General features: G+C 72.8%; 15 protein-coding genes. 10 read left to right on the top strand and 5 right to left on the bottom strand.

Annotation, left to right across the window (positions count from 1 at the left end):
* The first annotated feature begins 9 nt into the window (after positions 1-9).
* The 6 genes from WME83_RS41495 (at position 10) to WME83_RS41470 (ending at position 9,438) form a co-directional block, all read left to right on the top strand.
* Positions 10-2,736 (top strand): hypothetical protein, encoded by a 2,727-nt coding sequence (locus WME83_RS41495; RefSeq protein WP_437315235.1) that lies wholly within the window; start codon positions 10-12, stop codon positions 2,734-2,736.
* 78 nt (positions 2,737-2,814) lie between these two features.
* Complete coding sequence (locus WME83_RS41490; protein ID WP_437315234.1) at positions 2,815-3,687, top strand: DNA-formamidopyrimidine glycosylase family protein; 873 nt, start codon at positions 2,815-2,817, stop codon at positions 3,685-3,687.
* 246 nt (positions 3,688-3,933) lie between these two features.
* Complete coding sequence (locus tag WME83_RS41485) at positions 3,934-4,743, top strand: cyanophycinase (RefSeq protein WP_437315233.1); 810 nt, start codon at positions 3,934-3,936, stop codon at positions 4,741-4,743.
* A gap of 24 nt (positions 4,744-4,767) precedes the next feature.
* Complete coding sequence (gene cphA, locus WME83_RS41480) at positions 4,768-7,452, top strand: cyanophycin synthetase (RefSeq protein WP_437315232.1); 2,685 nt, start codon at positions 4,768-4,770, stop codon at positions 7,450-7,452.
* Positions 7,452-8,606, top strand: coding sequence for a beta-aspartyl-peptidase (iadA, locus tag WME83_RS41475; protein ID WP_437315231.1), 1,155 nt, complete (start codon positions 7,452-7,454; stop codon positions 8,604-8,606). The genes cphA and iadA overlap by 1 nt, the downstream gene beginning before the upstream one ends.
* A complete protein-coding gene (locus WME83_RS41470; protein WP_437315230.1) occupies positions 8,581-9,438 on the top strand; it encodes a cyanophycinase in 858 nt (285 codons plus the stop codon). The genes iadA and WME83_RS41470 overlap by 26 nt, the downstream gene beginning before the upstream one ends.
* Before the next feature lie 82 nt (positions 9,439-9,520).
* Here the strand turns inward: WME83_RS41470 and WME83_RS41465 are convergent, their stop codons facing one another.
* Together WME83_RS41465 and WME83_RS41460 are read right to left on the bottom strand one after the other, a co-directional pair.
* Entirely contained in the window at positions 9,521-11,488 is a 1,968-nt protein-coding gene (locus WME83_RS41465; protein WP_437315229.1) for a hypothetical protein, read from the bottom strand.
* A 261-nt stretch (positions 11,489-11,749) separates the two neighbouring features.
* A complete protein-coding gene (locus tag WME83_RS41460) occupies positions 11,750-12,934 on the bottom strand; it encodes a hypothetical protein (RefSeq protein WP_437315228.1) in 1,185 nt (394 codons plus the stop codon).
* 369 nt (positions 12,935-13,303) lie between these two features.
* On the opposite strand from WME83_RS41460, the gene WME83_RS41455 reads away from it, so the two are divergent.
* Positions 13,304-14,140 (top strand): LamG domain-containing protein, encoded by an 837-nt coding sequence (locus tag WME83_RS41455; RefSeq protein WP_437315227.1) that lies wholly within the window; start codon positions 13,304-13,306, stop codon positions 14,138-14,140.
* Between the two features lie 245 nt (positions 14,141-14,385).
* Here WME83_RS41455 and WME83_RS41450 read toward each other — a convergent pair whose 3' ends face one another.
* A complete protein-coding gene (locus WME83_RS41450; protein WP_437315226.1) occupies positions 14,386-14,787 on the bottom strand; it encodes a hypothetical protein in 402 nt (133 codons plus the stop codon).
* A 1,153-nt stretch (positions 14,788-15,940) separates the two neighbouring features.
* Here WME83_RS41450 and WME83_RS41445 point away from each other — a divergent pair.
* The 3 genes from WME83_RS41445 to WME83_RS41435 all read left to right on the top strand — a co-directional run bounded on the left by WME83_RS41445 (position 15,941) and on the right by WME83_RS41435 (position 22,065).
* Positions 15,941-19,987, top strand: coding sequence for a serine/threonine-protein kinase (locus WME83_RS41445; protein WP_437315225.1), 4,047 nt, complete (start codon positions 15,941-15,943; stop codon positions 19,985-19,987).
* Positions 19,988-20,288: 301 nt separating this feature from the next.
* Entirely contained in the window at positions 20,289-21,089 is an 801-nt protein-coding gene (locus tag WME83_RS41440; RefSeq protein ID WP_437315224.1) for a hypothetical protein, read from the top strand.
* Between the two features lie 73 nt (positions 21,090-21,162).
* Positions 21,163-22,065: a LysR family transcriptional regulator gene (locus WME83_RS41435; RefSeq protein WP_437315223.1), complete on the top strand. Its 903-nt coding sequence runs from the start codon at positions 21,163-21,165 to the stop codon at positions 22,063-22,065.
* Here the strand turns inward: WME83_RS41435 and WME83_RS41430 are convergent.
* Together WME83_RS41430 and WME83_RS41425 are read right to left on the bottom strand one after the other, a co-directional pair.
* The gene (locus WME83_RS41430; protein ID WP_437315222.1) at positions 22,046-22,363 is read right to left on the bottom strand and encodes a putative quinol monooxygenase; all 318 of its coding nucleotides are present in this window, start codon (positions 22,361-22,363) and stop codon (positions 22,046-22,048) included. The two genes, WME83_RS41435 and WME83_RS41430, sit on opposite strands and share 20 nt — an antisense overlap.
* Before the next feature lie 100 nt (positions 22,364-22,463).
* Positions 22,464-23,006 (bottom strand): RNA polymerase sigma factor, encoded by a 543-nt coding sequence (locus WME83_RS41425; protein ID WP_437315221.1) that lies wholly within the window; start codon positions 23,004-23,006, stop codon positions 22,464-22,466.
* Positions 23,007-23,019: the final 13 nt, after the last annotated feature.

The following is a 23,019-nucleotide window of genomic DNA, read 5'->3' as shown; positions in this document are numbered from 1 at the left end:
CTCGCGCCCATGGCGCCCCGCCAGCCCCTGCTCCTCCGCCTCGCCGGCGGGCTGGAGACCCGCCCCGTCAAGGCCGCGCTCTCGCTCCTGATCCTCGTCTCGGTCCTGCCGGTCCCGGGCCTCGAAGACCAGCTCCGCCCGTACTTCCTGGGGATCTTCGGCGTGGAGCTCGTCCTCCGGGCCGCCCTCCTCCGGCAGCGCGGGCGCGAGCGATCGCGCCTCGACGTCGTGCTCTTCGCCTTCGACGTCATCGCCTGGCTCAGCTTCCTGCCGCTCGAGCGGCTCCTCGACGCGCACGCGGCCCACGCCCTGCCGGTGCTGCGGCTCTCGCGGCTCTTCTTGCTCCTGCGCTTCACGCGCGAGATCGCGATCGACCTCTACGCGATCATGACGCGGCGCGAGCTGCTCGAGCAGTTCGGGCTCGTCACGCTGGCCGTCTGGGGGCTCGCGTTCGGCGCCTCGGTGCTGCTCAGCCACCTCGCGATCTCCCACGACTACGACGGCCGCGGCCCGGTCCCCGACACCACCTTCTTCGACCGGATCTGGTGGTCGTTCCGGCAGCTCGAGAGCGCCGACAACCTCGTCGCGAACCTCCACGTGCACCCCGTCGTCGCGATCCTGTCGCTCGGCCTCACGATGGTGGGCGTCTTCATCACGTCGTTCATCATCGGCATCGGCGCCAACGTGGTCGATCAGGTCGTGCGCGCGGCGCGGCGGCGGCCGGTCGGCTACGCCGGGCACGCGCTGGTGATCGGGCCGGTGCACGAGGCGGAGATGCTGGTGCAGGAGTTCGTCCGGCTGTACGAGCGCCACCGGGCGCTGCGCAGCATCCGGCTCTCGGAGCTCTGGGTGTGGCTCGTCCGCCGCGGCCCCCCGCCGACCCGGCACGCGCTGCCGCGGATGGCGCTCCTCGGCACCGAGGACGACCCGCCCGCGTACCTCTACGCGCCGAGGATGCGCTGGGTGGCCTACCGCAAGGGGGACAGCGCGCAGCCCGAGGCGCTCGGGCTCGTCGGCGCCGCCGGGGCGAAGCGGGCGCTGATCCTCGCGCGGCCCGACGCCGGGCCCGACGCCGACGCCGTGACGGCGATGGCCCTCTCGTCGTTCCGGACGCAGAACCGGCGCGGCCACGTGTTCGTCGAGGTGCAGGAGAGCAAGAACCGCGATCTCCTCCAGGCGGTGGGCGGGCCGGGGACCTATCCGCTCGACATGCAGCGGTTCCTCGGCTTCTTCCTGTGCCAGCACCTGATCACGCCGGGCGTGGAGGCGCTCTACACCGACCTCATGACCGCCGACGGGTCGGAGTTCTACACGCACATCTTCCTCGGCGAGGAGGCGGTCCGCACCGTCGCCGCGCTCGGCGAGGGGCCGGGCGGCGAGATCTCGTTCTCGCGCATGGCGCGCGCGGCCTGCCAGAGCAACGTCATCCTCGCGGGCGTCTTCCTCGGCGACGCGGCGCCGGAGCGCCGCGCGGGCGAGCTCGTGTCGACGGAGGGGCTCGTGCAGTGGCTGAACCCGCTGCTCGACCCGCCCGAGGGGTCGCCGGCGTGGGCGCTCGGCGCGCGGGCGGGCCGGGTGCCGGCGCGGCGGCTCCGCGGGCTCATCGGCGTGTCGGCCACCTACGCGCCGCTCCGGCGCTACGGGCGGGAGCTGCTGATGGGCCGGGGGATCGCGCCCGCCGAGGCGGCGGACGGCGCGGGGGCGCGCGCGGACGGCGCGATGGCGGCGGCGAACGACGCGGCGGCAGCGGACGGCGCAGGCGCGACGCGGGCGTGGGCGGCGACGCTCTCGCCGCGCCAGAGCCGCCTCGATCGTGTGCTGATCGTCGGGTACAGCCCCGCGCTGCCGTCGCTCTTGCACGCGCTCGCGCAGTTCGTCCCCGGGATCGAGGTGACGCTGGTCCTCGGCGAGCGCGGCGACGAGCGGATGCCGCTCGCCGATCGGCTCGCCTCGCTCGGCATCACCCCCGCGCCGGACGGCGCGCCGCCGGGCCAGGACGGGGCCAGGCTCGCCCTCCCGCGCGGCGGCAGCGCCACCGTGTACACGCAGCACGGGCATGATCTCGCGTCGCTCGCGGTGCGCTGCGCGGCGCGCGGGGCGCCGGCCTCCGCCGCGGTGTTCCTGAGCGAGCCCGAGGGGCTCGACCGCGACGCGCGCACGGCGATGCGGCTCATCCGCTTCGCGCGGGCGCTGGAGAGCGGCGAGCTCGCGCACGGCGCGCGGCTGCACGTGCTCGCGGAGTTCTCCTCGGTGGCCAAGGGCGAGCACGTCCGGAGCCTCCTCGACGCCGGCAAGTGCGGCTTCGCCGGGCCCGATCGGCTGCGGCTCAGCCTCGTCAGCACCGAGCGCATCAAGAACTATTTCATGGTCCACAGCGCCTTCGTGCCGGGAGTAACGACCCTTTACGATGAGCTCCTCGGCGACGGCGGGCAGGATCTCGTGCGCATCGAGGCGCCGCCGCCCGGCCGCGGGGAGCGGGTGAACGGCGCGATCGCCTTCGAGGAGCTCCGGGCGGCGCTCGAGCCTCGGGGCGTGATCCCGATGGCGCTGGAGCTCGACGACGGCGCCGTGCTCCTCAACCCGGAGCCGGGTCCCGCCCTCGCGGCGGCGCGGATCCGCGCCGTGTACGCGCTCGCGCGCGGCCGGGAGCTCGCGGCCCACGGCGATCGGCAGCCGGAGGAGGGCGAGGGGCGGGAGGCCGCGCGCGGCGAGCAGGCTCCGCGGATCAGCGCCTGAGCCGCTCGCCGCCTCATTTCTTTTCGTCCGACCGGAGGTCGCACGCGACCTCCGCGGCGGGATGGGTATTCTGGGGTCGTGCCGGAGCGACCCGACCTGGAGTACGTCGTCCCGATCCTCGCGCGCGAGCTCGCGGGCGCGGCCGTGGCCTCGGCCCGGGCCGACAGCCCGGTGGTGCTGCGCGTCCTGCTCCCGGAGCGCCTCGACGTCCTCCTGCCGGGCGCGGAGATCCGGCGCGTGACGCGGCGGTCGCACGCCGTGGTCTTCGAGCTCGCCGGGGCGCGGGCGCTCGATCTCGTGGTCGCCCCGATGCTGGCGGGGCGGTTCTCGATCACGCTGCCGGGCGAGACGCGGGTCCCGACCGATCTCGCGTTCTCGCTGGCCCTGAAGGACGGGCGTGAGCTCAGGGTCCGCGACGAGGTGGAGATGAGCAAGGTCTACGTGCTCGCGCGGGGCGAATACGACAAGCTCCCCGGGCTCGAGCGCGTGGGTCTCGACGTCCTCGATCCGCAGGTGTTCACGCAGGAGGCGTTCCGCGCCGCCGCGCGCGGGCGGCGCGGCCTGGTCAAGGACTTCCTGATGGACAAGGCGGCGCTCGACTCGCTGGGGAACGCGTACGCCGACGAGGTGCTCTTCGAGGCGCAGATCCACCCGAAGGCCACGGTCACGGGCCTCTCCGAGGAGGAGCTCGACCGCCTGCACGCGGCGATCGCCCGCGTGCTCGGCGACGCGACCCGGACCATCGCCCGGCGGGCGCCGGCGCTCGACGAGAAGCTCCGCGACTTCCTCAAGGTCCGCGGGCGCCCGGGCCAGCCGTGCCCGCGCTGCGGCGACAAGCTCCGCCGCGCGAGCGTCCACGGGTACGACGCGATCTACTGTCCGACGTGCCAGCCGGAGGAGGGGAAGGGCGCGGCCGCGGATCTCCGCCGCGCCAAGCGCACGCCGGGCTGAGGCGGGCCGGCGAGCAGGAGATCGGCAGTCAGGCCTGGCGCGGTACGTCTGCAAAGGCACGACGGTCTGCTGGATTGCCAGCTACGGCTGAGCCAGGACGCCAGACTCAGCTGAAGCGGAGAGGGGCAATCGACCACCCTGTGGCAATTTGCCATGGTGCAGATCGAGCCACCCCATTGAAACACGCACGAAACCAGGCATCGGCTGCCTGGCCCAGGCGTTGCGAGGGCGGGTCAGCTCCTGGACATGGTCCCCGCGACGAGCTTTCCGCGCCTGTTGGCCATCGGCGGCGCCGAGGACAAGGAGGGGGAGCGCGCCATCCTGCGCGAGTTCGTGCGCCTCGCGGGCGGTCAGGACGCCTGCATCGTGATCATCCCCTCGGCCAGCGAGACGCCCGAGGTGGTCGGCGAGCTCTACCAGCACATCTTCCAGCAACTCGGGGCATCGGAGGTCACCGTGCTCACCATCGCTGCCCGCGACGACGCGCGCAACGAGGCCGCCATGCGGCAGATCGAGCGGGCGACCGGCACCTTCTTCACGGGCGGCGATCAGCTCCGGATCATGAACCGACTCGGCGGCACCGGGGTCGACACGATGCTCCACCGGCGCTGCGAGGAGGGGATGGTCGTCGGGGGCACGAGCGCCGGCGCCGCGGTCATGTCGTCGACGATGATCGTCGAGGGCGAGACCCGATCCCCGCGGGCGGGGGCGGTGCGCACCGGTCCGGGCCTCGAGCTCCTGCCCGGGGTCATCATCGATCAGCACTTCGCCCAGCGCGGCCGCATCGGCCGGCTCCTCTCCGTCATCGCGCTGTTCCCCCATTACCTCGGCGTCGGCATCGACGAGGACACCGCCATCGCCGTCGAGGGACACCGCGCCACCGTGATCGGGAGCGGCGCCGTCACCATCGTCGACGCCGGCTGCGCCTCCTTCAACGACGCCGTGGACACCGGGCCGGGAGGCTGCATCACGCTCTCCGGGGTCACCCTGCACTCGCTCCCTCACGGACGGAGCTTCGATCTGCTCGAGAGAAGACCGATCATCGCTGCTGACTGACACCCACACAGCCGAGCTAGACCCATGCGCATCATCACCCTCCGTACGCTCCACGGGCCGAACGTGTTCGCCAGCTGGCCAGTCCTCCGCATGACCCTCGATCTCGAGGACCTCGCCGAGACGAGCAGCGCCGAGGTGCCCGGCTTCGTCGACCGGCTGCTCGCCCTCCTGCCGGGCCTCGGCGAGCACCACTGCTCGCGCGGCAAGCCGGGCGGCTTCGTCGAGCGGCTCCGGGAAGGCACCTACTGGGGCCACATCATCGAGCACGTCGCGCTCCAGCTGAGCGAGCCGGCGGGCATCGGCGTGACCTACGGCAAGACCGTCTACGCCGGGGCGCCCGGGCTCTACGACGTCGTCGTCGAGTTCGAGAACGAGGCCGCCATGCGGCTCCTGCTCGAGGCGGCCTTCGAGCTCGTCACCGCCGTGCTCGAGGGCCAGCCGTTCGACGTGGACGCGAAGGTCAAGGAGGCGGCGCGGGTGGCCGAGGAGACGGCGCTCGGGCCGAGCACGCGCGCCGTGGTCAAGGCGGCCGAGAAGCGCGGCATCCCCTGGTCGCGCCTCAACGACGAGAGCCTCCTCGTGTTCGGCTACGGCAAGCACCGGCGCTTCGTGCAGGCCACCACCTGCTCCACCACGAGCTTCGTCGCCGTCGAGATCGCCGGCGACAAGCAGCTCACCAAGGAGCTCCTCGAGCGCGCCGGCGTCCCGGCGCCGCGCGGGATCGTGGTGAGGATGGCGGGCGAGGCGGCCCGGGCGCTCGGCGAGCTGCGCGCGCCCGTCGTGGTCAAGCCGCTCGACGGCAACCAGGGCAAGGGCGTGTCGCTGAACCTCTGGACCGAGGCGCAGGTGCGCGAGGCGTTCGAGATCGCCCGCGCCCACCGCCCCCGCGTCCTCGTCGAGGAGATGGTGAGCGGGCGCAATTACCGCGTCCTCGTGGTGAACGGGCGGGTGGTCGCGGCGAGCGAGCGGCTGCCGGCCCACGTGGTGGGCGACGGGCAGCGCACCGTGGTCGAGCTCATCGCCCTGGAGAACGAGAACCCGCTCCGGGCGGACGGCCACAACGGCGTCCTCACGAAGATCGTTGTCGACGACGTGGTGCGCGCCTGCCTCGCCAAGCAGGGGCGCTCCCTCGACGAGGTGCCGGCGCGCGGCGAGCGGTTCTTCCTGCGCGAGAGCGTCAACCTGTCGACCGGCGGCATCGCGCGCGACGTCACCGACGAGATCCACCCCGACACGGCCCGCCTCTGCGAGCGCGCGGCGCGGGCCATCGATCTCGATATCTGCGGGATCGACCTCGTGGCCGAGGACATCGCGAGGCCCATCGGCCGTGGCGCGATCATCGAGCTGAACGCCGCCCCGGGCATCCGCATGCACGAGCACCCGAGCGAGGGGAAGCCGAGGGACGTGGGCGGCGCCATCGTCGAGATGCTCTATCCGCCGGGCGCGCCCTCGCGCATTCCCATCATCTCGATCACGGGCACCAACGGCAAGACCACGACCACGCGCATGGTCGGGCACATCCTCGGGGCGACGGGCGCCACGGTGGGGATGACCACGACCGAGGGCATCTACGTCGGCGGCCGCTGCATCGAGGCGGGCGACACCACGGGGGCTGGGTCCGCCCGCACGATCCTGTTCGACCCCACGGTGGACGTCGCTGTGCTCGAGACGGCCCGCGGCGGCATCGTCCGGCGGGGGCTCGGCTACGACTGGTCCGACGTCGCGATCATGACCAACATCTCGCCGGATCACCTGGGCCAGGACGGCATCGAGAGCGTCGATGATCTCCTCTGGATCAAGATGGTCGTCGCCGAGCGGGTGCGCGAGGGCGGGACCCTGGTGCTCAACGCGGAGGACCCGCTGCTCGCCGCCATCCCGCAGCACCGCCGCATGACGAAGCTGTCGCGAGCCATCGTGTTCTTCGCGCTCGATCCGTCGAACGCCGTCCTGCGCGCCCACGTCGCCCAGGGCGGGACGGGCTACGCGCTGAAGAACGGATCCATCGTGGAGCTCCAGGGCACCCGCGAGCGGCACATCGTCGGAGCGGCGGAGATCCCGGCGACCTTCGCGGGCGCGGCGCTCTTCCAGGTCCAGAACGCGATGGCGGCGATCGCCGCGTGCCGCGCCCAGGGGGTGCCGGTCGACGCCATCCAGAGCGCCCTCCGGACCTTCGACGCGTGCGGCAAGAACCGCGGCCGCATGAACCTCTACCAGCTCGACGACAGCTACGTGCTCGTCGACTACGGCCACAACCCCGGCGCCTTCCAGGCGACGTGCGCGCTCGCGGCCCAGTGGGAGGGGCGGCGGCTCACGGCCATCGTCAGCCTGCCCGGCGACCGCTCGAACGCGTTGCTCGAGGCGTGCGCCTGCGAGATCGCCAAGGGCGGCTTCCACCGCGTCCTCGCCAAGGACGACGGCGACCGTCGGGGCCGCGCGCCCGGGGAGCTCCCGGCGCTCGTGCAGCGGGTCGTGGCGGAGGTGCGGCCCGGGCAGGCGTGCGAGGTCATCCCGGACGAGCACGAGGCCATCGAGCACGCGCTCGCCACCGCGGAGCCGGGCGAGGTCATCGTGCTGTTCACCGAGGAGGCGCCCGCGATGGAAGAGATGCTCACCCGGATGGGGGCGGTCGCGGTCAACGCGGTGCCCGAGCTCCGGTCCGGGACCCGGCTCCGCGCGCGCCGCCGCGAGGACGCGCTCCTGGCCGTCTGATGCTCGTGCTCATCGAGGGCGGGGAGGTCCTCGCGCCGGAGCCGATCGGCGCAGCGGCGGTGCTCCTCGCCGGCGACCGCATCCTCAAGGTAGGTCCGGTCGACGGCCGCGCGCTGGCCGCGCTGGGGGTCGACGTCGAGGTCATCGACGCGCGCGGCTGCATGGTGATCCCCGGGCTGCTCGATCCGCACGAGCACCTGCTCGGCGGCAGCGGCGAGCGCGGATTCGCGTCGCAGACGCCCGAGATCGCGCTGCACGAGGTGGTGACGGCGGGCATCACCACGGTGGTGGGGTGCCTCGGCGTCGACACGACGACAAAGACGATGACGGGCCTGTTGGCGAAGGCCAAGGCGTTCAAGGAAGAGGGGCTGTCGGCGTACCTCTACTCGGGCGGCTACGACGTGCCGCCCGTCACCCTCACGGGGACGGTGCGCCGCGACATGCTCCTCGTCGACGAGGTCATCGGGGCCGGCGAGGTGGCGATCTCGGATCTCCGCAGCACCGAGCCGTCGCTCGCCGAGCTCGCGCGGCTCGCGAGCGACGCATACGTGGGGGGCATCCTCACCGGCAAGGCGGGGATCACCCACCTCCACGTGGGCGACGGGCCGAGGCGGCTCGAGCCTCTGCGCCGGCTCATCGCCGAGCACGACGTCGATCCGGGGTGGCTCTACCCGACGCACGTCGAGCGCGACGAGGGCCTGATGCGCGAGGCCGTCGCGCTCACGCGGCAGGGGGTCACGGTCGACGTCGACACCGTCGAGGAGGACCTCGGCCGGTGGCTGCGCTTCTTCTGCGAGGAGGGCGGCGACCTCGCCCGACTGACGATCTCGTCGGACGCCTCGATCCCGAGCCCGCGCACGCTGTTCGAGCAGCTGCGCGAGGTGGTGCGGGAGCACGGCTTTCCCCTGGAGCGCGCGCTGCCGCTCGTCACGTCGAACACGGCGCGGATCCTGAAGCTGCCGAGGAAAGGGGCGCTGCGGGCCGGCCACGACGCGGACGTGGTCGTGCTCGAGCAGGGATCCCTGGAGATCGTCGAGGTGGTCGCGCGGGGGCGCCGCATGGTCAAGGGGGGGCGCCTTGCGGTCATCGAGCGCTTCCTCGAGCGGAGCAATCGAAAGGTCGAGCTGCATGGTCGGAAGCCAAGGGAACGCTGAAGGGCCGGACAGGCAGCCTCCGGCGGGCGGGCCGGGCGGCGCGCTGGTGCTCATCGGGGGACACGAGGACAAGGAGGGCGAGCGGGAGATCCTGCGCGACGTGGTGGCGCGCGCCGGCGGGCGGCCGATCGTGGTGGCCACGGTCGCGAGCGACGTCGCCGGCGAGCTCTGGGTCGAGTACGAGCGGGTCTTCCGGGCGCTCGGCGCGGCCGAGGTCGCGCACCTCGACATCGCCCAGCGCGGCGACGCCGGTGAGGCGCGCTGGCTGGGGATGCTCGAGGGGGCGGGGTGCGTGTTCTTCACCGGGGGCGATCAGCTCAAGATCACGAGCAAGCTCGGGGGCAGCCGCATCGCCGACGCGATCTGCGCGGTGTACCGGCGCGGCGGCACCATCGCGGGCACCTCGGCCGGCGCCTCGGTCATGAGCGAGACGATGCTCGTGGGCGGGGCGGGCGAGGAGTCCGCGAAGGTGCGCGGCGCCGTGCGCATGGCGCCCGGCCTCGGGCTGGTGCGCGACCTCCTCGTCGACCAGCACTTCGCCCAGCGCGGCAGGCTCGGCCGTCTGCTCGGCGCCGTCGCCCACAACCCCCGCTTGCTCGGGATCGGCATCGACGAGGACACCGCCGCCGCGATAGAGCCGGATCGCCGCCTGCGCGCGCTGGGAACAGGCGCGGTCTACGTCGTCGACGGACGCAATCTCAGCCATACGAACCTCGGCGAGGAGGAGGGCGACCGCGTGCTCAGCCTCTTTGACGTGCGGCTCCACGTGCTGAGCGCGGGGGACTCGTTCGATCTCGGGAGCGGGCGCCCGGCGTGCGGCCAGCCTCGATGAGGCAAGGCGGGCTGCGTTTCCTCGCAATTCCTACGGTGGTGCCCGCGGGCTGATCCGTTTCACGCGGTCACGCGGAGCTCACTCATGGCTCCAGCGCCGGCGGGAGCGGCTCGGGCGGCGCGAGCCCCTCGCTCTTGGCCCTGCACGGGATGCTCACGCCCTGGCAGCCGCACTGGTTCTGACCGCTGTCCGTGATCGTCCCCGCGGTGCCGAGCTCCGTCTCCACGTTGAGGTCGATGAAGTTGCACTCGAGCGTGGTGCGCTCGAGCGAGACCGAGGCGCCGAAGCTCGCGACGGCCGCGCCGTCGTTCTCCTCGATGCGCACGCCGGTCAACGTCACCTCCGCGTCGTCGACGTCCTTGCTCACCGTGACGCCGTTCCCCTTGAGCCCGTTGGACGAGCTCCGGGTGCCGCGGACGGTCGTCGCCTCCAGGGTGGCCGTCGACCCGATGATCGAGAGCCCCGTCTCGACGCTGTCCTCGACGAGCGACGACCGGAGCTCGAGGCGGCCCGGCGCGCCCTGCGCGTCGAGGCCTTGGACCGCGATGCCCCGGCCGAAACGCTCGTCCGAGGCGCGCGGGAGCGTGCGGCGGATCGCGACCCCTTCCAGCGTCGCCTCGGCCCCTTCGATGAAGACCCCCGCGGTGCGGCTCCCCTCGATGGCGGCGCCGCGCGCCGTGACGCGGCCGTGGAGCTCGTTGCCGGAAGCGACCGCGAGCCCGATACCGTGGTTCCCGTCCATGTCGCGCGGGAGGGTGTCGCGCACGAGCACGCCATCGAGCGAGCCGTCGGCGCCGAAGAGCGCGACGCCCACGTCACGACTTCGCTCGACGACGACGCGCTCCAAGGTCGCCTCGGATCGCAGTCCAGCCGCGATGTCGGCGACGACATAGATACCCCACCCTGTCCGCAGCTTTCCCGGGTAAGGCCGCGTGTCGCGCACGACGGTGTCCTCGACGATGACGGACGAGCCCTGGACGAACATCCCCGCCTCCTCGTTGCCCTCGATGACGCTGCGCCGGATGGCCGCCTCGCCTGGCTGGCCCTGGGTGTTCCGGTGCACGAGCACGCCCATCCCCGCGGCCTCGTCGTCGATCCCGATGCCGTCGCGGATCACGCTCTCCTCGACGATCGCCTCGGAGGCGATGACGTAAACGCCGGTTCCACGGCTCTGCTCGATGACGGACGCGCGCACCGCGATCGAGGCCGGCGCGTTGCCCTCTCCGCGGTTCGCGGCGACGCCCGATCCCCGAAACTCGCCGACCTCCAGGGTGCCCCGCACGACCGACGACTCGAGGACGAGCTCGGCCCCCCTGCTGTGGGCGCCGACCGAATGGGCCTCTTCGATGAGCGAGCCGCGGACGGTGAGCTGCGACGGGCCGTGCTCGTTGTGCACCTTGACGCCCTGGGCGCCTGTGCCGTGCACCCAGACCTCGTCGACCACGACGCCGCTGGCGCCGGAGACCACGATGCCCGCGCCCGCGCCGCGGACCGCGACGCCCCGTATCTCGGCCGCGTCGGCGCCCGGCTCGACCGTGATGGCCGCGCTCGTGTCCGGACCCACCCCGGCGATCTCGACCATCGCCGGGCATATCCCCCACAGCCGTACCGGCTTGTCGACGATCACGTCCTCTGCGTACGTCCCCGCCGCGACCGCGACGACCCCGCCGGGCGCGGCCGCGAGGACGCCGTCGCCGACGGTCGTCCAGGGCCTCGCCGCGCTGCCGTCGGAGTCGGCCCCCGCGTAGGCGGCGTCGACGAACTGGGTCTGCTCGTCCACGGGGAGGTCGCCCCACGCCCCCTCGCCGCACGGCGCGACCTCGCGACAGGCCGTCTCTCCCGGCACCGCCATCGTCCCGGCGGCGCAGGGCGCGGGCGGCAGGACGGGCGCGCACGCGCGGTCGCCCGGCGTGAAGCCGGCGCCGCAGGCCTCGGGCGGAATGCCCGCGGGCTCGCACCCCGAGGCCGTCGCGAGCTCGCCGGGCGCGCACCCCGGCACGGCCGTCCCGCCGCTGCCGCCGTCGCCATCCGGCGTCTCCGCTGGAGGCACCCCGGAAGCATCCTTGTCGCAGCCCTCCGAAACCCACGTTGCCGCGAGCAGCAGGAAGGGCCGCAGGGCCACGGCGCGCCGCCGAGTCGGGCGTCCGGGGCGCCATTCGGTATCGAGCGCAGCCATCCTGGTGTTCATGGGGCGCCTTTGCACGAAAGTCCTGTCGGGTCGAACCGTGCTCCAAGCGCCGATCGCCCGGAGACGTCCATGAAGCCACAGCGGCCACGAAAATCACACGTCAATCGCCTCACCCTCGTGCCCTCAGCGCGCGGCGGCCTGCTGCTCGGCCGGCGGCGCCGTCGCCTCCGCGTAGAGGCTGTCGAGGAACAGGGTCATCGTGAGGTACAGCTGCGCTCCGGGGCTGTGGAAAAAGGAGCGGCGCTGTCCGTCCTCCGCCAGGGTGGACGCGGTGTTGTCGTAGCCGAGCTCGAACCAGGCGATGTCCGCGGCCGGGTAGCTCAGCGACACCCCGAACGTGGTGTACGTTATGGTCGCCGTCGACGATCCGCGCGGCTCCACGGGCACGCATCCGGTCGAGGTCTCGACGCAGCCTCCGTCGAGCGGCGAATCGCGGAACCCGGCCCCGAGCCCCCATGTCGTGCCGACCGACAGGTCGCCCCAGACGTTGACCCAGGAGCTCAGCCCCGCGGAGAGCCGATCGCGCTCCAGGAAGCGGCCCGAGAGCTGGTCGTCGAGGCGCACCTCGCCCGACGGGGCTGGCCGCGGGAGGTGGGCGTCCTCGTGCACGGGCGTGGTGGCCTGCGAGAACAGGTGTTCCCAGCCGCCGCCGGCCGAGAAGAAGACCCCGTTCAGCCACGCCCCCTCGAGCAGGCGGATGTTCCCGAGAGCGCCGAGCCCGAGCCGCGTGCGCGCATAGACGCCGATGTTCCGGCTCGCCGCCGACGTCGGGAGCACGACGGCGAGCCGGGGCCCGCCGAGCAGGACGAGGCCCCTGCCGTCCTGAAAGAAGGTGTAGTTGTACGCGGCCTGAAGGGGCAGGTCGGCCAGGGTGACGGCGTCCTCTCCGGAGACGTCGCTGTCCGTGAGCTCCAGCGCCAGCGCGACGTCCGTGCCCACCCAGGCCCAGTGCTCCTTCGTGCTCACGAACGAGTACCGAGGAGCGAGCGAGAAGGACATGCCGGCGCGCTCGCCGTCGACCCTGGACAGCTCGCCGCCCAGGCCGAAGACGTCGGTGGTGGCGCTGGTGGTCCAGCCGAATCGGCTCGTGCGAAGCGCGTTGTCGCGCGCGCCGAGGTGGAGCAGAGGCGCCCCGCCACGGAGCCCCGGCGCCCGCCCGGGGCCCTGCTCGACGGGCGCCGGCTCCTCCGGGATCGGGGCGGCCGCCGGCTGGGCGAGCGCCTCGCCGCAGCGACAGACGAGCGCCGCGGCGAGCGAGCCCGCTCGAAGCGCTGGTCCTGCGGCGCGACCTGAAGGGTGCCTCGACATCCGGTGACAGCGTACATCATCGTCCGCTGGAGTTGAACAGGTCGCTCCGCGATGTACGGGTCGCCCATCACCGAGAACGGCGCCCCGTCGAGATCATGAGCTCTCCCTGCATGGCAATGAAAAGTTATGCTCTCGATGTCCCAGAGACCGGTACTACAGAGAGGCTGTCCGGTCCCCGGCTCGCCTCAGGCAACCTGAAAGGGGGAGAGGCTCGGCCGGCGCGCCGCGCGGGCCCGATGAGCGCGCTGCGTCGATCGAAGTCTCGTACGACTCTCGGTGACATGGCGCGGTCGTTTGGGATAGGCTGCCGGCCGCAGGAGACGCACTATGATTTGTTTCTCTCGCCGGTCTCCAACTTGTCTGGCCGGCATGGCCGCTCTGCTGCTGTCGCTGCCGGGCTGCGCCCTCGACACGAGGGGCACACGCCAGCCGGAGCGAGCCGAGCCACGACCGGAGCAACCCGTCGAGGAGCCCGCCGGAGACATCGGTGAAGCTCCCGCCGAGGTGCCGCCCGTGGACGCGCCCGCCGAAGACCCCGTCGAGGTCCCTGCCGAGGAGCCCGCGGAAGAGCCGGTCGATGAGCCCGCGGAGGAGCCGAGCGCGCTGTGCGACGCGGCGGATCCGTCGCTGATCGCGTGCTTCGCGTTCGAGGGGGATCCCGGCGACGGCTCGCAGCATCGCTTCAAGCCGGAGCAGGCGGAGAACCTGAGTTACGAGCCCGGCAAGGGCGGCCAGGCGCTCCGGGTGACGCGGAAGAGCAGCCTCCGGTTTCGCCACGATGCCGCGTGGGCGGCCCCGGCGATGACCATCGATGTCTGGATCAACCCGGCCTCCCTGCCGAAGCGCGGGCGATACGCGTTGATCGACAGCGGCGGGAAGCCCTCGATCTTCCTGATGGCGAGCGGGGAGATCCGCTGCACCATGGGGGTCGAGCGGAACGTGCCTTATGCCGTCGTCCCCGGGGAGTGGACGCACATCGCGTGTCTCTCCGACGGTCAGACGCAGAGCCTCTACGTGAACGGCGTCGAGGTCGACCGGAGCTCCTCGGGAGCGGTGCTCGCCTCGGGCGAACAGCCCATCTTCATCGGCTCGGAAGAGCCCTCGGGCGGAGACGAGTTCGACGGCCTGCTCGACAGCCTCCGCGTTTTTGGCCGGACGCTCGCGCCCGAGGAGATCTGCGCGGCCGCGGGCGGCAACGCCTGCTGAGCGGCGCGGGCGGCGCGCGGCGGCGCGCCCGGAGGAGCAGCGGCGACGCGGGCAGCGTCGGCCCACGCCCGCGGACCGAGCCACGGCCCCGGTCCATCGGCGGCCAGGGCCGAACGAGCAGCGTTTCGGGTGACAGCGGTCGCGGCACGCCCTGGCGAGCGGTTGCGGCCAGGGCGGCAGGAGATCGCGCGCGGGGCGCGAGGGGTCGAGGAGGGAGAGGCGAGGATAAGAAAGAGAGAGACGCCTCAGAAGGCGGCGTCGCGGAGCTTCGCCTTGTACTCCGCCTTGTACAGATCGTGGCAGGTCTTGCAGCTCGCCTTGGCGCCGTCGATGTCGCCCTTCTTGGCCTTCTCGGCGCCTTCCTTCGAGATGGCGACCCACTTGGGCATCCCGGGCGGCGGCTTCGACGCGACGTATTCCAGCGCCGACGCGATCTTTGCGCCGTCGCCGCTCGTGGTCGCGGACTGCATGACCGTCTTCATCCAGCCCTGCATCGGACAGGCCTTCTGTCCCTTTGCGCCGCAACCGAAATCCTTCCCCTCGGCAACAGAAGCGGGGACATCCGCAGCCCCACCCGCGGCCCACGCAGCGCCCGCAAAGCCAATGCCGACGCTCATCAACACGGCACTCATCAGCTTCATGCTCATCGACATCCGACGTCTCCTGTCAGGTAAGGGCAAGCTCAGCCCATACATCGCAGCTCCATGGCTGGATGTCAATACACACCTAGCCGCCGAGCGAGCCTGCGAACACCAACGGGGCGCAGACGAGGTCAGGGGGCAAAAACTTCAATCATCGATCGAGTTCGCGAGCACCTCCGGTGCAGATAACGCCTCCGGGGGAAAACTTCATTCATGGTGTTCGCGGCGCCATCTCACCCAGACCGTCAGCGCGCCGCGATGGTAAAAATATTTTACTAAGGATGCAACCGTCGCGGCGGCGCCGGCGTGTCGGCCCGGCGGTCGCCGTCGATGCACACGAGGCGCTTGCCCTAGGGGTCGCCGGGCGGCGGTACGCCCGGCGGGGCGCGTCCCAGCGCTCCGGTGAGCCCGTCCGCCGGGGGCGCCCGTCGGCCATGCGGAGCGCGGTCCAGGACGTGCCGACGGGGGGCTGGCCCGCCAACGAGCACGCACCCGACCCGAGCACGAACCCAACCCGCACCCAACCAGGTTGAGGGCGCGAGGTTGAGGGCGCGCACCCAACCAGGTTGAGGGTGATGTGGAGCGTACATGGAAAATTCGCTGCAGCTGGAACCCGCGGCTGCCGCCCGCGCGCGGATGCGCCGGCGCGCGGATCCCAGCCGTCGCGCCGGAGCACCAGGAGGCGGACCCGCGCGACGCGGCCGGCGATCCAGCTGGAGCCCCGGCGGCCGCTCACCGGCGCTTTTCTTGGAAAAGCGTGCCATCCGAACGGAATGCATCTCCCGGCGCGCGCTCCTCGCGACGAGGGGCGTCTCGCGACATCGCGCGAGGTCACCCGACTTCGGCGCCCCGCGGCGCGATCGCGCCGTCCATGGCACGCGGCGGCGGGAAGGTAGGGAGAAAGCCCGAACCATCCTCTCACCTTCCCACCTTGGGAAGCGACCTCTCTGGCCAATGACCGCTTCACCCAGGCTGTGATCGCGGGAGAAATCATGAGCTGTCTTACGTAACGAGGCGCACCGGGTCGTGATGACGCTCCGCGCTGGGCAGACGCGCTGACTCCGCATGTCGGTCGCTCGCCCACCCGCCATCGCGAAAGCAGGAAGGCCCTACAGCGAAGCGAGCCTCACGCGTGATATCGCTGGATCCACGGCCGCTGATGCACGTGGGAGAGATCGTCGACGAGCGGTTCGAGATCGAGGGCCTCGCCGGCTCGGGTGGGATGGGCCACGTCTACCGGGCGCGCGACCTGGAGCGCGGCGACACGGTGGCTCTCAAGGTGCTTCGCCGCGCCGGCAAGGGCGAGCAGCGCCGCTTCTCCTGCGAGGTGGAGGCCCTCTCGGCGCTGCGCATCCCCGGTGTGGTCCGGTACATCGCTCACGGCCTCACGGCGGACGGCAAGCCGTATCTGGTGATGGAGTGGCTCTCCGGCGAGACGCTCGCCGAGCGCATGGTGCAGAGGGGGCTCACCGCCGCCGAGAGCGTCGATGTCGTCGCGCGCGTCGCCGGGACGCTCGGCGCCCTCCACCGGCAGGGCGTCGTGCACCGCGATCTCAAGCCGAGCAACCTTCTCCTCGCCGACGGGCGGCTCGACCGGGTGATGGTGCTCGATTTCGGGATCGCGCGCTTCCGGATCGACCAGCAGCTCACGATGCCGGGCACCGTCCTCGGGACCCCGGAGTACATGGCGCCCGAGCAGGCGCGCGGCGAGCGGAGCGTCGACGCCCGCGCCGACGTGTTCGCGCTCGGCTGCGTGCTCTTCAAGTGCCTCACCGGGCGCGCCGCGTTCCAGGGCGTCGGCGCGCTCGCCGTGCTGGTCAAGGTGCTCCTCGACGAGCCGCCGCACCTCCGCGAGCTCCGCCCCGAGCTGCCGGCGCAGCTCGACGCGCTCTGCGCCAGCATGCTCGCGAAGCAGCCGGGCGATCGGCCCCGCGACGGCGCGGCCGTGGCCGAGGCGCTCGGCGCGATCGATCTCCGCAGCGCCGGCGCCGCGGCCGGGGGCGAGCCCGCCGCGCCGGTGCGCGTGCTGGAGCTCACGAGCAGCGAGCGGCGCGTCACGTGCCTCGTCCTCGCGCACGAGCGCTCGGAGCCCGACGACGAGACGCGCTCGCACGACGAGGAGCAGGCCCGGGCGCTCGGGCGCGCCGAGGAGCTGCGCGCGCTCGCGGCGCGCTACCAGGGCCAGATCGAGCTCATCGACGCGCGGTCGCCGCTCGTGGTGCTGACGAGCGCCGAGGCCGCCACCGATCTCGCGGCGCAGGCGGCCCGCTGCGCGCTCGCGCTGCGCGCGCTGCTCGGCGGCGCGCCGGTCTCGCTCGTCACGGGGCGGGCGGAGCTCACGTCGCGCATCCCGATGGGGGAGCTCATCGACCGGGCGGTGCAGCTGCTGCCGGCGCGGGGCGAGCCGGCGCCCGCGGCCGCGGTGCGCATCGACGACGTGACGGCGGGGCTGCTCGGCGGGCGGTTCGAGACGAGCTGTGAGGGGGGCGCGCGCTTCCTGCACGGGGCGCGCGACGACCTCAAGGTGGCGACCGCGCCGGCGCTCCTGGGCAAGCCGGTGGCGTGCGTCGGCCGGGAGCGGGAGCTCGCGGTGCTGACCGCGGAGCTCGAGCGGAGCATCGAGGAGTCGACCGCGGGCGCGATGCTGGTGGTCGCGGCGGCGGGCATGGGCAAATCGCGGCTGCGGCAGGAGTTCGTCGCCAAGGTGTCGGCGCGCGGCGCGAGCGGCGAGCGCGGGGCCGGCGGCGCGAACGGAGCCCACGGCGCGAACGGAGCCCACGGCGCGAACGGAGCCCACGGCGCGAACGGAGCCCACGGCGCGAACGGAGCCCACGGCGCGAACGGAGCCCACGGCGACAGCGCAGAGCGGGTCGAGGTGTGGTTCGGCCAAGGCGACCCGATGAGCTCGGGCTCGGCGTTCGGGCTGCTCTCGCGCGCGCTCCGGGGCGTGATGGGCATCGTCGACGGCGAGCCGCTGGAAGAGCGGCGGCGCAAGGTGCGGGCGCGGGTCGAGCGCCACCCGGAGCTCGACGTGGGGCGGGTCAGCGCCTTCCTCGGCGAGCTCGTGGGCGCGCCGTTCCCGGACGACGACATCCAGGTCGGCGCCGCGCGGCGCAACCGGCTGCTGATGGGCGATCAGCTGCGGCTGTCGTGGGAGGAGTTCATCCGGGCCGAGTGCGCGAAGCAGCCGGTGGTGCTCATCCTCGAGGACCTCCAGTGGGGCGACCTGCCCACGCTGACGATGGTCGAGGCGGCGCTCCGGAGCCTGAAGGACCTGCCGTTCCTCGTCCTCGGCCTGGGGCGCCCCGAGGTGCACGAGATCTTCCCCGCGCTCGCGAAGGGGAGGTTCGGCAACCAGCTGATGCTGCCGCCGCTCACGCGGCGGGCGAGCGAGCGGCTCGTGCGCGCGGCGCTCGGCGACGAGGTGAGCGCGGAGCTCGTGGCCACGCTGGTGGACCGGGCCGACGGCAACCCGTTCTACCTCGAAGAGCAGGTCCGGGCGGTGGCGGCCGGCCACGGCGCGGACCTGCCCGAGACGGTGCTGGCGATGGTGCAGGCGCGCATCGAGGCGCTCGACGCGGACGCGCGGCGCGTGCTGCGGGCGGCGAGCGTCTTCGGCCAGGCGTTCTGGCCGAGCGGGGTGAGCGCGCTGCTCGGCGGCGCCGGGGTCACGCGCTGGCTGTCGGAGCTCGAGCGGCGCGAGGTGATCCACCGGCGCGGCCCCGGGCGGCTGCGGGGCGAGGTCGAGTACCGCTTCCGCCACGCGCTCGTGCGCGAGGCCGCGTACGGCATGCTGACCGAGGCCGACCGGCGGCTCGGCCACGCCCTGGCGGGCGACTGGCTGGAGGGCGCGGGCGAGCCCGACGCCATGGCGCTCGCCGAGCACTTCGAGCGCGGCGCCGTGCCCGCGCGCGCCGCGGCCGCGTACCTGCGCGCGGCGCAGCACGCCCTGGAGGGCAACGATCTCGGCGCGGCGATCGCGCGGGCCGAGCGCGGGCTCGCGTGCGCGCCGGAGCCCGCGGTGGTGGGGGCGCTCCGGCTGGTCCAGGCCGAGGCGCACGTGTGGCGGGGCGACCTCGCGCTCGCCGAGGAGCGGGGCACGGCGGCGGTGGAGCACCTCACCCCCGGCTCGGCGCCGTGGTTCACGGCCGTCGCGCAGGTGGTCGCGGCGGCGAGCAAGCTGGGCGGCTTCGACCGCGTGGAGCGGTGGATGGGCGCGGCGATCGGCGCGCCCGCGCTCTCGGGCGCGGAGAGCGCGAGGAGCACGTGCCTCTGCGCGGGCGCCTCGACCTTGGCCTTCGCCGGGCGGCCCGCGGTGGTCGACGCGCTCATCGCGGAGGTGGAGCGCGCGCTCTCCGACGGCGCGGCGACCGGCGCCGGGACGGGCGCCGAGGTGGTCGCGGGGCTCCACCAGGCGCGCGCCTTCCGCGCCATGAGCGGGGGCGATCCCGGCGCCTGCGCCACCGGCCTGGAGGCCGCGCTCGCGGCGTTCGAGCAGGTCGGCGACCGGCGCAACGCGTGCATCACCCGCGCGAACCTGGGCTACTGCTACGGCGAGCTCGGCGACTTCGGCGGCGCCGAGGCGGCGCTCCGCTCGGTGATGGAGGCCGCGGAGCGGATGGGCCTCCACGAGGTGGCGGCGGCGGCGCAGGCCAGCCTCGGGCAGGTCCTCGCCTACCGCGGCAGGCTCGCCGAGGCGCGGGCCGTCGAGGAGGCGGCCCTCGCGTCGAGCCAGCGGCTCGGCGACCCGCGCGCCGAGGTGGTGTCGCGCTCCTACCTGGCGAAGATCGCCCTGCTCGCCGGCGATTTCGCGGGCGCCGAGCGCGAGGCGCGCCACGCCGAGGCGCTGGAGAGCGCGTCGCCGCTGCGCGTCGCGGCCACGGCGATCCGCGCCCGGGCGCTGATCGGGCTGGGGCGCGCGGCCGAGGCGCTCGCGGCCGCCGGCGACGCCCTGGCGGCGCTCGAGTCGCTCGGCGGGCTCGAGGAGGGCGAGTCGATGATCCGGCTGGTCCACGCCGAGGCGTTCTCCGCGGTCGGCGACGCGGCCCGGGCCGCGGTCGCCATCTCCTCGGCGCGCGACAGGCTGCTCGGCCGGGCCGAGAGCGTCCGCGACCCCGAGTGGCGCAGGCGCTTTCTCTCCCACGTCCCGGACAACGCCCGCACCCTGGAGCTCGCGGCGCAGTGGGTCGGGGCGGGTCGGAACTGAGCGCAACTGAGCGCAACTGAACGGAACTGCGCGGAACTACGCTCAAGTGCGCTCAACTGCGCTCCAACACCCGCCGCTTTCCCACGGGAGAATCTGCAAGGGACGTCGATTTAAGGGCTGACAGACGAGGTGAATCGCCGTACGATGTCCATAGACGTGGAGAGTTCCCGGTCGTCGTTGGGTTGAGCGACGGCCGGAGGGCGTGCTGCGATCGGGGAGCGTGAGCGCTCCCCTTGGCCCGCTACCGAGGTCTCATCACGTGAATATCAAGGCGGTACTTGGATGCGCTGGCATCCTTCTCGTGGCTAACGGCTGCGTCGCGCCCGAGCTGGCGTTCGAAGAGGATGGTGAAACAGAGGAGCTCGGCTCGAGCGCCGACGCGATCGAGAGCGGCAATGCGCTGAGCTACAACGCGCTGAGCTACAACGCGCTGAGCTACAATGCGCTGAGCTACAACGCGCTCAGCTACAACGCGTTGAGGCCGGAGGCGGCCTCCGCCCTCAAGGATCCCGGCGTGGGCGGCGAGCTCTTCCGGACGCTGGTGAAGTACACGGTCAGCTGCGCGTTCAAGGAGTCTCAGTCGTTCCGCTTCTCGTGGACCGACGCCGCGGGCGCGACCCACAACGAGGTTTATACCGGGCACCTCGGCCTCGCCGACCGGTGGGACCGGCGCCCGCTCGACGAGGACGGCAAGCAGATGGTCTCCGCGTGCCTCGCGGCCCACACGAACCGTTACGGCGTATCGGTCCTCATCTCGATGCGCTCCCCGCAGAACCCGCTGCGCCGCGAGGTCGAGTCGGACGAGCTCTCCACGTACCCTCATCTCGAAGGCGCCTTCTGGGGGAACCTCTTCGCGGAGACGCCCTACCTGCGCGCCTGCTACGACGACGCGAACGTCGAGATCGCGCGCGCGGCGCGGCGCGACTGCGCCGTCGGCCACCCGGGCGCGGACGGGGATCTCGAGGGCTGCGGGATGATCGAAATCGTCGGGAGCTGCCAGGACCACTGCGGGAAGGTCCACCGGGGCGGACAGTATTACAAGGACTGCCATGATCCGGAGTCGGGCAAGACGCGGTATGTGATCACGACCGGGCTGAGGTGATCGCGGCCGTCGCGGCGCGAGGGCGGTCGCGACGGATGGCGCGGGCGGCGTCGCCGGGCGAAGATGCGCGGCCATGGAGATCCATCAGGTCCGGTATTTCCTGGCGGTGACCGAGACGCGCAGCTTCACGCGCGCGGCCGAGCGGTGCTCGGTCTCGCAACCCGCGCTCACGGCCGCCATCAAGAAGCTCGAGGAGGAGCTCGGCGGGCCGCTCCTCCTGCGCGAGCGCGGCGGCGCCAAGCTCACCGCGCTGGGGCAGGGCGTGCTGCCGCGGTTTCTGCGGCTGCGGGACGACATGCAGGCCGTGCAGGTGATCGCGGAGAACCACCGGCGCCTCAAGCAGGTGCCGCTCCGGGTGGGCATCCTCTGCACCATCGGGCCCGCGCGGCTCGCGGGCTCGCTGGCGGCGTTCCGCGCGGAGGCGCCGGGGGTGGAGCTGGAGCTCGCGGTGACCACGCAGGGCGAGCTCCTGCGGCGGCTGGAGGAGGCCGAGGTCGACGTTATCGTCGCGAACCTCGGCGACGCTGTCCCGGACTGGTGTGTGGTGGCGCCCCTCTACGAGGAGCGCTACGTCGTGGTCCTGCCGCCCGGCCACCGCCTGACCGCGCGCGAGGGCCTGCGGCTCGAGGATCTGGACGGCGAGCCCTACCTGGATCGGCTTGCGTGCGAGATGCGCGAGCAGGTCGCGGGCGTGTGCGCCGCGCGGCGCGTGGACCTGTATGCGGCATACCGGACCGATCGGGAGGACTGGGTCCAGAGCCTCGTGCACGCGGGGCTGGGCTTCGCCTTCATGCCGGAGCACTCGTTGCTGCTGACGGAGGCGTCGCAGCGCCCGCTCGTGGACCCCGCCCTGAGGCGCACCATCGCGCTGGTGCGCTCGGGCGATCGCACGCCGGCGCCGGTCATGCAGCTCTTCTGGGACACGCTGCTGGCGCGCGCTGCCCGGCCGCGGCCGGTCAAGCCTTCGCGGCGATGATGTCGACGTGCTCGATGACGGGCGCGGCGGCGAGCAGCTCTTCTGCCTTTGCCATGAGCGCGGCCGCGATGCGGCCCTCGAGGTGCTCCTTGCGCCCCACCTCGTCCGCGAAGGTGTCGAAAATGCCGAACGTCGACGGCCCGATGCGCAGCGCGAACCAGTGCACCGTCCGCGGCTCCTCGGCCGCGAGGCCGACGGCCGAGCGGAGGAGCGCCTCGACTTCGGCCTCCTTGCCGGGCTTGGCCTCGATGCGGGCCAGGAGGGAGAGTGTCACGGCCTTCGTGGGGTGAGCGGTCATGGGATCTCCTCTTCGGCGGCGCACGGCGCGCCGCGCTTCGTTGAGGAGAGATATGATGGGCGCGCGTCCGGCCGACCATTCGATGTTCTGGATGGATCCATCAGCGCCGTGGATGGTGCTCCCGGCGAGCCCGCGCCAATCTCCGCCACCTCCGGCGTACGCGCTGGAACCACAGCCGGCCGAGCCGCAGACGATTCGAGACCGTGTTCGGGTTATGCCCGAGCTCCGCGGCGATCTCCGCGATCGTGTATCCCTGTGCCGTGAGGGCGAGGACGGCTCGAAACCTGGGGTCGACGCGTCTCAGATCGTCCAGCGCTCTCCGGGCCTCGAGCTGCTCGAGCGGCGCGGGCGCGTGATCCTGGCAGAGGCGACCCGCGCTCGGCACGAGGACCTCGTACCGCCGGTGCGCGCGCGTCACGTCATGGGAAGCCTGCCGCCAGCTGATGCCGACGATCCATCGCTTCAAGGCCACGGCGTCCGGGACCCCCGGCCGCGGCTGGAACCGCCCGGCGCGCATGCTTTGCCATGCGCCGAGCAGCACCTCCTGGACGATGTCGGCGCGATCCCTGCTCGGTATGCGCCAGCGCCGCAATACATCGTCGATGGTCGCCGTGTGCCCGGCGATGGAGTCGATGTCCAGCATGACGGCGACTCGA

Source organism: Sorangium sp. So ce385, from assembly GCF_051474135.1.
Taxonomy (GTDB): domain Bacteria; phylum Myxococcota_A; class Polyangia; order Polyangiales; family Polyangiaceae; genus Sorangium; species Sorangium cellulosum_D.
This window is presented reverse-complemented; position numbering and strand designations above follow the sequence as displayed.